Source organism: Chryseobacterium contaminans, from assembly GCF_001684955.1.
Lineage (GTDB): Bacteria > Bacteroidota > Bacteroidia > Flavobacteriales > Weeksellaceae > Chryseobacterium > Chryseobacterium contaminans.
The window spans coordinates 19,895-32,305 of sequence record NZ_MAYF01000046.1; the positions used below are offsets into that span (position 1 = coordinate 19,895).

The 12,411-nt window shown below is 35.2% G+C and carries 10 protein-coding genes; 6 read left to right on the top strand and 4 right to left on the bottom strand.

All coding sequences use genetic code 11. The annotated features are described in order from the left end of the window. Nucleotides 1-47 precede the first annotated feature (47 nt). Nucleotides 48-728 carry a hypothetical protein gene (locus tag BBH99_RS04220; RefSeq protein ID WP_066692405.1) on the bottom strand — a complete coding sequence of 227 codons (681 nt, stop codon included), beginning with the start codon at nt 726-728 and terminating at the stop codon, nt 48-50. Nucleotides 729-880: 152 nt separating this feature from the next. On the opposite strand from BBH99_RS04220, the gene BBH99_RS04225 reads away from it, so the two are divergent. From BBH99_RS04225 to BBH99_RS04255, 6 genes are all read left to right on the top strand, one after another. Then, nucleotides 881-1,849 (top strand): Gfo/Idh/MocA family protein, encoded by a 969-nt coding sequence (locus BBH99_RS04225; protein WP_066692407.1) that lies wholly within the window; start codon nt 881-883, stop codon nt 1,847-1,849. A 309-nt stretch (nt 1,850-2,158) separates the two neighbouring features. Beyond that, a complete protein-coding gene (locus tag BBH99_RS04230; RefSeq protein ID WP_066692409.1) occupies nt 2,159-3,889 on the top strand; it encodes a cellulase family glycosylhydrolase in 1,731 nt (576 codons plus the stop codon). A gap of 351 nt (nt 3,890-4,240) precedes the next feature. Next, complete coding sequence (locus BBH99_RS04240; protein ID WP_066692413.1) at nt 4,241-4,651, top strand: hypothetical protein; 411 nt, start codon at nt 4,241-4,243, stop codon at nt 4,649-4,651. A gap of 11 nt (nt 4,652-4,662) precedes the next feature. Further along, nucleotides 4,663-5,553, top strand: coding sequence for a 3-hydroxybutyryl-CoA dehydrogenase (locus BBH99_RS04245; protein ID WP_185111039.1), 891 nt, complete (start codon nt 4,663-4,665; stop codon nt 5,551-5,553). 81 nt (nt 5,554-5,634) lie between these two features. Then, a complete protein-coding gene (locus tag BBH99_RS04250; RefSeq protein ID WP_066692418.1) occupies nt 5,635-6,951 on the top strand; it encodes a hypothetical protein in 1,317 nt (438 codons plus the stop codon). A 36-nt stretch (nt 6,952-6,987) separates the two neighbouring features. Then, nucleotides 6,988-7,227 (top strand): hypothetical protein, encoded by a 240-nt coding sequence (locus tag BBH99_RS04255; protein ID WP_002977986.1) that lies wholly within the window; start codon nt 6,988-6,990, stop codon nt 7,225-7,227. Between the two features lie 49 nt (nt 7,228-7,276). On the opposite strand, the gene BBH99_RS04260 is transcribed toward BBH99_RS04255, so the two are convergent. The 3 genes from BBH99_RS04260 to dnaN form a co-directional block, all read right to left on the bottom strand. Beyond that, nucleotides 7,277-7,687, bottom strand: coding sequence for an META domain-containing protein (locus BBH99_RS04260; protein WP_066692421.1), 411 nt, complete (start codon nt 7,685-7,687; stop codon nt 7,277-7,279). Between the two features lie 469 nt (nt 7,688-8,156). Next, nucleotides 8,157-10,559 (bottom strand): phenylalanine--tRNA ligase subunit beta, encoded by a 2,403-nt coding sequence (gene pheT / locus BBH99_RS04265; RefSeq protein WP_066692424.1) that lies wholly within the window; start codon nt 10,557-10,559, stop codon nt 8,157-8,159. 494 nt (nt 10,560-11,053) lie between these two features. Continuing rightward, complete coding sequence (dnaN, locus tag BBH99_RS04270; RefSeq protein ID WP_066692427.1) at nt 11,054-12,184, bottom strand: DNA polymerase III subunit beta; 1,131 nt, start codon at nt 12,182-12,184, stop codon at nt 11,054-11,056. Nucleotides 12,185-12,411 lie beyond the last annotated feature (227 nt).

Genomic DNA, 12,411 nt, shown 5'->3' on the forward strand with positions numbered 1-12,411 from the left:
TCCACAAAAAAGCTGTCAACAATCTGACAGCTTCTTTTTCTATATAATTAATTCCATTTTACAACCTGTGAGGTGACATCTGTATAAGTATTATCTGCGCATCTTTTTCTGACGTAGAACATATAAGAAATACCCTTATTTAAGTTAACAAAAGCAGCATTGTGCCCAGGGAGAACAGCATCTCCATTTCCTGGAGCGGGAGGCGTACCACTTGTTCCTAAATATACTTCATACACTGAAATCCCATCACTTTCCCAGGAAACTGTAGCTGAAAAAGTAGGATCGTAAACGGAAGAAGTTGATGTGGTATAATTAACATATCCTGGCTTTACACAAGCAGTAGTATTTTCAGAAAGAATGGTGATAGGCCCAGCCCAATCGCTCTTACCTTCTGTTGTTCCACAGCTTTTTCTTACATACAGATCATATTTCTTTCCTTTAAATAATGGAAGGCTGTAAGAAGTATTAGTAACTTCTGCCTTGGAACCGGTTCCCAGAGAAAACCCCTGTTCACCATACTGCACCTCAAAATATCCGGTACCCTGAGCAGTATTACTACTCCAGGAAAAAATATTATATAAAGGTTTAAAACTTAAACTTGTTGGAGTCTCACACTTAGATTGTGGTGGCGGATTATTGTGTACTTCAGTAGCGATATTATCCCCTGATCCTGAGCATCCGGCAGCCAATAATCCAGCTACAGACAAAACGAAATATATTTTTTTCATGGTTGAAAATTTTATTGTATGCGAATTTAATATAATTCTTTTAATTGTAAGATCTGCATTTCGCAAATACTTATCAACTCAAAAAATCCAAGTGAAAAGTCATGTATTTTTATACCATACATTCACTATCTTTACAAAAATTTAATACAGCTATGTTAAAAGCAGGTTTGGTAGGTGCCGGACACTTGGGGAAGATCCACTTAAAACTTCTTAATCAGTCAGATCGATATGAATTTATAGGTTTTCACGATAAGGATGCTGAAAACGGGAAAAAATTAGAAGCCGAATTCGGATATAAATATTTTGAAAATTTTGATGAATTGCTTGAGCAGATCGATATGCTGGACATTGTTACTCCTACAATCTATCATTATGATTATGCATTAAAAGCGATCGCAAAAGGGCTTCATTTCTTTATTGAAAAACCGATTACCCAAACACTTGAACAGGCCGAAGAAATTCTTCATTTATGCCGGGAAAAAGGTATTAAAGCACAGGTAGGACATGTTGAAAGGTATAATCCTGCCTTCATAGCCACTAAAGAATACATCAAAAACCCTATGTTTATCGAAATTCACCGACTGGCTGAATTTAATCCTCGCGGGACAGATGTTTCTGTAGTATTGGATTTGATGATTCACGATCTGGATATTTTATTAAGTATTGCTAAATCTAAAGTGAAAAGCATCCATGCAAGTGGTGTTTGTGTTGTAAGTAAAACTCCGGATATTGCCAATGCCAGAATAGAATTTGAAAATGGATGTGTAGCCAACCTTACCACTTCCAGAATTTCTATGAAAGCTATGAGAAAAAGCAGATTCTTCCAGAAAGATGCTTACATTTCTGTAGATTTCCTTGAGAAAAAAGCAGAAGTGATCAGAATGAAAGACGCTCCTGAAAACCCTACTCCATTCGACATGATTATTGAAAATGCTGAAGGAGAGAAAAACCAGATCCTGTTTGAATATCCAAACATTCAGCCTAATAATGCCATTCTTGATGAATTGAACTCTTTTGCTGATGCCATTACCGGTGATAAAAATGTGGAAGTTTCGCTGGAAGACGGAACAGAAGCATTAAAAGTGGCTCTGGAAATCATGAAGCTGATCAGTCAAAAATAAAATATGCTGTTTCTATAAGCGGCAGCCGTAACAATGCTATCTTACGAATCACAAAAGTGGTTATAAGGTAGCATTTTTATTGAGTATTCATATACTTTCCTGGTATAAAATGAATTATTATCAATATAAAGTAGATTTTAAAACAAAAAAACAATATATTTGGGCAACAGTTCAATAAACAATTGAAAAATTTTGTTTTACATATACAATGGATGCCAACCAAAATAAGCAATCTCAATACAGACTCTTATTTTGACTTTACCCTATTTTTATAAATACCTTCTCTATAATTTTAAAACCAAAACAACTATGAAAAGAGCCATTCTATTATCCGTTTTATTATTGTCTCAATTTGGGACATCACAATTATTAAGGACTTCAGGACAAAAAATCGTTAGTGATAAAGGTGAAAACATCCAATTAAGAGGTCTTGGACTAGGGGGATGGATGCTTCAGGAAGGGTATATGCTGAAAACAGCAGATTTTGCCGGGCCTCAGTATAAAATCAAGGAGAAAATAGCAGAACTGATTGGTGAAGACGGGATGCAGGAGTTTTATAAGGCGTATTTAAAGAACGGTATCACCAAACAGGATATTGATTTCCTGGCAAAAGCCGGATTCAATTCTATCAGGCTTCCCATGCATTATAATTTATATACACTTCCTATAGAAAAAGAGCCCGTAAAAGGCAAAGATACGTGGCTGGAAGAAGGTTTTAAAATGACAGACGATCTGTTACAATGGTGTAAAGACAACAAAATTTATCTGATCCTTGATCTTCATGCAGCTCCCGGTGGACAAGGCAATGATGCCAATATTTCTGATAATGATAAGACGAAGCCATCCCTTTGGGAAAGTGAAGAAAACCAAAGAAAGACCATTGCACTTTGGAAAAAACTGGCAGAACGCTATAAAAACGAGCCATGGATTGGCGGCTATGATATCATTAATGAGCCTAACATCAATTTCACTGGAAAAAATCCTAATGGTACAGACGAAATGTCAAATGCACCCCTTTGGAAATTACAGAAAGACATCACTGCTGCTATTCGTGAAGTGGATCAGAAGCACATTATTTTTATTGAAGGAAACGGCTGGGGAAATAATTACAATGGCCTCATACCCATCTGGGACAACAACATGGTTTTCAGCTTTCATAAATACTGGAATGACAATGATGATAAAACCATACAGTTTGCTTTAGATCTAAGAGCTAAACACAATATGCCGATCTGGCTTGGAGAAACCGGTGAAAACTCTAATGTTTGGTTTACTGAACTTATTCAGCTACTGGATAAGCACAATATCGGGTACGCTTTCTGGCCTATGAAAAAGATTGACAATATTGCAGGAATTACCAACGTAAAAACCACTCCTGAATATGAAAAATTATTGAGCTATTGGAAAAACGGAGGTGAAAAGCCTTCAAAAGAATATGCCCAAAAAGCTTTGATGAAAATAGCAGACAATTACAAATTCAGTAATGTGGAAGTTAAAAATGATGTTATTGATGCCATGTTCAGACAGGTAACAGATGGTTCTTCCAAACCGTTTAAGAATCATCAGGCTCCAGGAAGAATATTTGCTTCAGACTATGATTTGGGAAGAATGGGTTCAGCTTATCTGGATAAGGATTTTATCAATCTGTGGGTAAGTGATCCGGCTAAAAGATCAGAATGGAATTCCGGTCAGCAGTTCAGAAATGATGGTGTAGACATCTATTCATGTCATGATACAATAACCAATCAGTATTATGTAGGAAAAACGGAAACCGGAGAATGGCTTCAGTATACGATTAACTCCAAAACAGGCAAAAATTATACATTTGATATCAGATATTCAAGTATTTCTGCTTCAAAAATAAGGCTGGAAGATTCTTCAGGGAAATTATTAGCCAATATTACGTTGCAGGCTACGGGTAAAAATGAGAACTGGGCTACCGTCTCTACGAAAAATATTCCACTTCAGAAGGGAGAAAACAAAATCAGGATCATTTTTGAAAATGATGGTGTCAATCTGAATTATTTTGAAATAAAATAATCATCATTAAAAAAAGTCCAATGATTATCTGATGTGAATTATGTAAGCAATCAAAACCAGAGCTAATAAGGTTGTAGAACAGCTTCCAAAGGGAATTTTGACAACCATAAATGAGATATTCCGGTATAAAAGGTAACATTCTTATCATTGCAGAAAAATGATATGGAAATTATTATTCCAAAGTACAACACTATGCCATTGCTGTGTATATAAGCTATTTCCAAGAATCTGAAGTAGAAAACCAAAAATAATTTCCAATATTTCCAAAGCAGTCTGGGATAATTTTAATAAATAAAATATTAAGCTTAATTTTAACGCAGAGAATCGCATGGGTTCTCTGCGTTCATCATTATGAAAAAAATACTATTAGCAGCTGCTCTGTTTTGTTCTACATTCTTCTTCTCACAGAAGAATCAAAACTATTTAAAGATCAGCTATAGCAGTGTATGCTGTGGACCGGCTTCCGAAAAACCTGTCATCAGTTACCTGAAAGAATTTAAAAGAAAAAACCAGATAAGAAGCCTGGAAATCCTGATGCAAAAAGGCATGGGCCGAGAAGGTGAATTTGAATTGTATGTAGGCACTGATTTTCTGACCATCAACCAAAGAAAACGACTTGTACGCGGACTTATGGCATCCATTTCCAATCAGAATAATAACAAAAAGTCTCAAAATATCGGAAATATCAACTTTGACCCTGCAGATATTGCTCATCAGGAGGATCTTATGAATGTAAAAAATTTAACTATCTATAAAAAATAAAGGAAAAAATGATCAAAAACATTGTAGTTATCGGCGCAGGAACCATGGGGAATGGGATTGCACATACTTTCGCACAAAGCGGTTTTAAAGTAAATCTTGTAGATGTATCTCAGGAAGCTTTAGACAGAGGATTGAAAACCATTACTACTAACCTTGACAGAATCATCGCAAAGGGAAACCTTACAGAAGAACAAAAGGCTGAAACTCTAGGGAATATTACTACTTTTACAGCCCTTAATGATGCTGTAGGTACGGCTGACCTTATCGTAGAAGCGGCTACTGAAAATCTTGATCTTAAATTAAAGATCTTCGGCCAGATGGATGAATTGGCTCCTGCCGATTGTATCCTTGCCACTAACACTTCTTCTATTTCTATCACGAAAATTGCTGCTGCTACCAAAAGAGCTGATAAAGTGATCGGGATGCATTTCATGAACCCGGTTCCTATTATGAAGCTGGTAGAAATTATCAAAGGGTATTCTACTTCTAAAGAGACTTTTGATGCTATTTATGAAATGAGCAAAACATTAGGAAAAGTTCCTGTAGAAGTGAACGATTATCCAGGATTTGTGGCTAACAGAATATTAATGCCAATGATTAACGAATCAATTGAGACTCTTTACAATGGTGTTGCCGGAGTAGAGGAAATTGATACGGTAATGAAATTAGGAATGGCTCACCCGATGGGTCCTCTTCAGCTAGCAGACTTCATTGGTCTTGATGTATGTCTTGCCATTCTTAACGTTATGTATGACGGATTCAAAAACCCTAAATATGCACCGAACCCATTGCTTGTAAACATGGTAACGGCTGGAAAACTGGGAGTAAAATCCGGAGAAGGTTTCTATGATTATTCTGAAAGCAAAAAAGCTGAAAAAGTTTCAAAAATGTTTTTAAAATAATCTTCAAAATGATGAGTTGTGCGTTATAAGTTATAAATTTGGGGCTTCAACTTCTATTGATACTAAATAACTACAGCTTTGATGAAAATTAAAGAAAAAAACATACAAATATTATTGGTCATCATTACTTTAATGATGACCATTTTTCGTTTTTTACTCAATGAAAAAGGAAGAATAAATCCGGACTCAATCCGCTATATGAGATTTGCTCACGGATTACCTGTTATTGACAATACAACAACACCTCTAGGCTATCCTGCAGCCATAAAATTCTTTACCTACTTTGGTTTTGATGAATTCTGGAGCAGTAAATTAATAGGTATTCTCGGTTGTTTGTTTATTATTTTATTTGCGTGGAGCAAGAAATTCTATTTCAGAGAATCTATTATTGTATGCAGTTTATTCAGTATCCTTTCCCTTTTCTCTTTTACCCTGAGCGAAGCTCTTATTTTACCGTTTGTATTTCTTTTCCTATATACAGCAGCTCTTGCTATTGACCGGAAAATTGAAGGCTGGAAAGCCGTTTTCTACCTTTCTTTATCTTTAATTATACTCTATAATATAAGATATAGTGCGCTTTTTATCATTGGAGGAACAGGTTTATACGGACTTATTTTCTGGAAAAGAAAATATGGACCTTCTTTTATCATTTCGGCAGCCATAGGAATGATCTTCATTGTTTTGTATAAGTTTTTATTCATTGATTATTTTAACAAAGACTATGTAAAGGATTTCCTGGAAATTGGGCTGCACCCCACGTCTCAATTATTGGTAGAGTTATTCCAGGGACTTTGTACAACATTTAATCCTTTTATTCATATGGCCAATCCTGCAGGAGGTATTATCAACTATGGGATTTATGGAATCGGACTTTTGAATATTCTCTTCATGGTTTTCCTTTTTGTAAGACAAAAACTTTCAAATACTGAGTTCTTTTGTGTTTTCATAGGAGTATCAGGAATTATTTTTTCTTATTTCATTCAGTATTTTTATTCTCTAACGCCTATGGATTACAGATTGATAGCACCGTTCAGTTTTCCTTTATGGTTAGTTTATTTTAAAAAGCTTTTTGAACTCTTTGATACTAAAGTTTATATCATCAGCGTTTTAAGCCTGATGTCCGGGATGCTGTTCACGTGGCTTTCAAAAGGAAATTATCTCGAAAACAGAAAAGCTATTACAGAATATCTAAAATCGGAAAATCTGGATAAAGTCCCTCTGAAATTTTTTATTATTGAAGAAAAGAATCTGGAAAAAGTACAAGTAGCAGAGTTAATAAGTACCGTAAATCCTCAGGTTACCATCACAATTAAGCCTCAGGATACTCTACAAAAAACAACATTAACGCGCTATAAAGTTTTACAAAAAGTTAAGATCGACAAGAATAAATATCAATAATTTTATTATCTTTGAGAAAGTTAAAACATTAAAAAAATGAAATTACCAAAGTTTTTATTAGCAGATAATTCGGAATTTCCTGAAGATCTATTCGTAGTTCACACAGAATATCCAAGATTTATCCTAAACGTTGAGGAAGAGGAAGTTGAGTGGTTAGATGATCTTGAAGGAGATGATGAAGAAACTATGGCAGATGAAGCTACAAAAGTAGTGGAAGCAGCTTTCAAATGGTGCGATGAAGAGTTGGCTAAGTACGACGAAGAAGAGGAAGATTAATAACATCTAAATCATAAAAAAGGAACTCAAATTGAGTTCCTTTTTCTTTTTATTCTGATTTATTGAATTTCAATAATAAAAGATTGTCTTTATAAAGCTCCAGGGTATTTCCTGAAATTACATATTTGTTAGCTTTTCCCATCATATCCATAAAGTTCTGCTCTACTCCGATATTGTTACACATCATTTTTGTAGAACCCATCTGACCGGCAGAAAAACCTCCTGTAGAAGGATCTATGGTAGCCGTTCCGAAGTAGTTGTTGCAACCTGCATTTCCATTAATTTTTTCTCCTTCGATATTTAAGGTAGGGATTTTACCTTTTACATTTTCAGCCAATGTCCATTTTGTATTGGCAAGAGCCGGCTGAGCTTTTCCTACTTTAGAAGCAGACGGGCTTGTCATGGTTCCACATGATGCCAATACTGCTGCTGTACATATACTTAAAAAAAGATTTTTCATTTTTTACTATTTGAATTAACCCAAATTTACGGATTTTAAATTATTTAAACGGGCTGCAGTCAATTTTATTATTCTTTAACAGTTGATATTTTGGTTTGTTTTAAACACGAGGATCACAAATGATTTCACAAATACCACAACTGTCATTGCGAGCGAAGCGAAGCAATCTCACCTTTGAAATGTAACCTGGCAGATTAGAAAGTTGGAAATCTTTGCGTTGTTCTAACCTAAAAAGCTCTCGCAGATTTTGCAGATGACGCAGATTTCTTAAAGCACAATAAGCTCTAACATATCTTTGTCATTCCGGAGGAATCTAAATTTCAATTTACCTATCAAATTTGTTGAGACTCCTACGGAGTGACAAACTTGTGGTAATACTTTCTTATTCATTTCAATCATTGAATCCCTATTAAAAACAAAAAACGGACTGTAAAAAGTCCGTTTCTGTATATTTCTGTAATCTTATAAATTAAGATCTCAATTCTGCGTTGAATTCTTTCTGGAAAGATTTAATTAAAGAATCCATTACTTCTGTGATTTCTTTTTCTTCCAGCGTTTTTTCCTCGTTTAACAGCTCAAAGCTCATTGCGTAAGACTTCTTACCTTCAGGAAGATTTTTCCCTTCATACACATCGAATAAATTGATGCTCTTAATAAACGGAGATTTATTCTTCTTAGCTGTCTGGTATAGCTCCTGATAGTTAATATTCTTATCAATCAATAAAGCTAAGTCTCTTCTGATTTTGTTGAATTTCGGGATGTCTTTAAACTTCAATTCGTTTTTAGAACGTAATTCCTGAGCCAGTTCAAGTTCTATTTCAGCATAGAAACAATCCTGATCGATATCAAAATCTTTCAATAATGCAGGAGCCACTTTCCCGATTCTTACCAATACCTTTCCATCTGCTTCATAAGCTAATGCATCAGAGAATCTTTCGTCAGATAAAGCTACTTCTTTATAGTTTACTGCTAATCTTTCCAATAAAACTTTCACATAGGCCTTAAGGTTGTAGAAGCTTACTGCAGATTTCGGCTGCAACCAGTTCTCTGCAACATCTCTTCCGGAAACAATAATCGCTAATTGCTTTCTTTCTTCGTATTTATCTCTTTTATGATAGATCTTTCCTAATTCGAAGAACTTAATATCCTGATTCTTTCTGTTGATATTGTAAACCGTATTCTGAAGAAGTCCTTCCAATAAAGACTTTCTCATGAATGCAAGATCACCACTTAATGGATTCAATAGTTTTACTGCATCCGTTTCATCTTTTACAGAAGTTAATGAGTTGTTCATTACTTCATGGAAACCAAGACTCTGTAAAGCTCTTGCCCAACTGTTTTCTAATTCATCCTGATCGTTTGCGCTCAGTTTTACCGGTGTAAACGAAATCTTTTGCGGAGCATCAATTTTATTGTATCCGTAGATTCTTAAAATCTCTTCGATAACATCGATTTCTCTTGTTACATCTGCTCTGTAAGCAGGAACAGAGATTTCAAAACCATTAGGAATTTCGTTTAATACCTGAATTTCCAATGCTTTCAGGATCTCTTTTACTTTTTCTCTGTGAATTTTTGTTCCTAAAATCTGTTCAATCTTAGAGAATCTTAAGATCACATAGCTATCTTCTATTTTCTTAGGATATTCTTCTAAAAGCTCCCCTACCAGTTTTCCTTCTGCTATTTCCTGAATCATTTTAATAGCGTGAGTAATAGCTGTTCTTGTAAGGTTCGGGTCTACTCCTCTTTCAAATCTGAAAGAAGCATCTGTATTCAAACTGTGAACCTTAGCCCCTTTTCTTACTGCCACAGGGTTGAAGTAAGCACTTTCAAGGAATATCGTTTTAGTAGTTTCAGACACTCCTGAATTTTCACCACCAAAAACTCCGGCAATACACATTGGCGTGTCTTTACCATCTTTAATCATGATCTCAGTACCATTCAGGGTTCTTTCTACTCCATCTAAAGTAGTGAACTTTGTTCCCGGTTTTACAACCCCTACTTTCACTTTTTTATCTGCAATCTTATCTGCATCAAATGCGTGAAGCGGCTGACCATATCCGTGAAGAATATAGTTGGTAATATCTACAATATTGTTAATCGGGCTTAATCCGATGGCTTTTAATCTGTCTTTTAACCAGCTTGGAGATTCTGCCACTTTTACATCTTCAATCACTGCACCAATATACCTTGGACAAAGCTCTGCATCTTCAATTTCAAGCTTGAAATCGTGAGAACCTTCACTATTTAAAGGTTCAGAAGCTACTTTATTAAACTGAGACTTCTGTTGGTTGGTAGAAAGAAAAGCGTGTAAATCTCTTGCCACACCATAGTGAGACATGGCATCGGTTCTGTTTGGCGTTAAACCAATTTCAATAACCTCGTCATTCGTCAGCTCAAAATAGTCTGCAAAGTTTTTCCCTACTTCATACTTGGTTTCGTCTAGCACCATAATTCCGCCGTGATCTTCGCTAAGACCTAATTCATCTTCTGCACAGATCATTCCCTGAGAAACTTCACCTCTGATTTTTGCTTCTTTAATTTCAAAAAAGTTTCCGGTTTTATCATAGATTTTTGTTCCGACAACGGCTACAGGCACAGTTTGTCCTGCTTCTACATTGGGAGCACCACAAACGATATTCAGTACTTTCCCGTTTCCTACGTCTACTGTTGTCTTCTTCAGTTTATCAGCATTCGGATGCTTTTCGCAGGTTAACACTTTCCCTACAACAATTCCTTCCAGACTGCCTTTTACACTTTCGAATTTATCTATCCCTTCAACTTCAAGACCTATGTCTGTTAGGAATTCACCGATTCTTTCAGTTTTCAATTCCGTTTTTACAAAGTCTTTCAGCCAGTTGTTTGATATTTTCATTTGCTTATCTATCTACTTGTTTAATTCGTCAAACGAAACATGAGGTTTCATCTGCTCTATTTTTGAAACTTTTATTTGAAATTCCGTTCAATGAATGAGTCGGATTTTCGCGGTACAAATGTCGTGTTTTTTTAAGAAATACAGAAATTTCAGAGCGATTTTAAGAGAATTAATTTTCATTTTTCTCTCTCCGGAAGACCAAACAAATCAATCTATACAGTGCTTTTCTGTAAAATCTCCAGAGACCGCTTAAGGAAATAAATTATATTATTATTTTTTGTAAATGCAATGTGTGCTAGACTTACATTATACAATACATTTTTTGCATCCCAAAGAAGAGTTTCATTATTGATTATACAACCCACCTAATCCCTCTTTAATAAAACTTAACCTATCTTAAAATCTTTGTTTTTTAGTGATTTAATCCGATTAAACACCATTCGGAAATAAGAAAAGCCGGATTACTCCGGCTTTTTTGTATTTGTTTCTTAATATTACAACCCGATTACCGGCATTGATAACATTAAAATGTTTTCGTTTTCTTCAAGGCCATCAAGTGGTTCAATAATTCCCGGTCTGTTTGGCTGAGACATTTTCATGGTAATATCATCAGAACCTAAGATTGTTAACATTTCTGTTAAGAATTTAGAGCTGAATCCGATATTGATATCTTCTCCGTTGTAATCACAAGGGATCTGCATATCTGCTTTGTTTGCATATTCAGTATCTTCTGCATGAAGGTGAAGAATATTTCCTGAAAGCTTGAATCTTACCTGGTTGGTAGATTTGTTAGACATGATAGATGCTCTCTTGATTGCTCCTAATAAAAGGTTTCTGTTGATGGTTAATACATTCGGGTTTTCTTTAGGGATTACCGCTGTATAGTTTGGATATTTACCATCAATCAGTCTACAGATCCAGATATGTTTACCAAAAGTAAATTTAGCCATGTTCTCGTTGAAGTCGATTTTAACGTCATCATTAGAACTTGCCAGAATATTTTTGAAGATATTCAAAGGTTTTTTAGGCATGATAAACTCCATTGGCTCAGCATTCATCAGATCTGCTCTTTTGTAAACAACAAGCCTGTGAGAGTCTGTAGAAACGAAATTGGTTTCGTTCTCTCCAAACTGGAATAATACTCCTGTCATTACCGGACGAAGTGAATCGTTACTGGTGGCAAATAATGTATTGGTTAAAGCTTCAGACAAAACTCCAGCCGGCATTACTACGCTTTGAGAGGCGTCAAATTCCGGTAATTCAGGATAGTCATCAGCGTTATCTAATGCTACTGCGAAATTATCTTTTTCATCTAAAATCTCAAGCTGGCTTCCAGTTCCTTCTGCATTGTCCTTTACAACAAATGTTAAAGGCTGTTCTCCATACGTCTTGATAAAATCCTGAAAAATTTTAGCAGGAACAGCAAATTTACCTGAATCATCAGACTTTACTTCCAGGGAAGTTACAAGAGTTGTCTCGCCGTCAGATGCTGTAATGGTAACATTATTTCCGTCTAATTCAAAAAGATAGTTTTCTAAAATCGGTCTCGATTGAGAGCTTGATATTACGCCACTTACAGTTTGCAACGCCTTCTGCAGTTCACCACTTGAAATAATAAATTTCATAGATTTATAAAATAAGTTTCTACAAATATAATAAATACATACAACAAAGAAAAGAATAATCCTGACGAGTTTTTAACAAAGATCGTCAATGGGGTTTCAGACCGGATATTACGTTCTGGTTTCCATAGCGGTATATTTTTGTATAAAAATATCACCTCTGAATATATTTTAATCTTATAATCCAAATATAACAGATTACCGGCAACAATCAAAATACAAAAGCTATC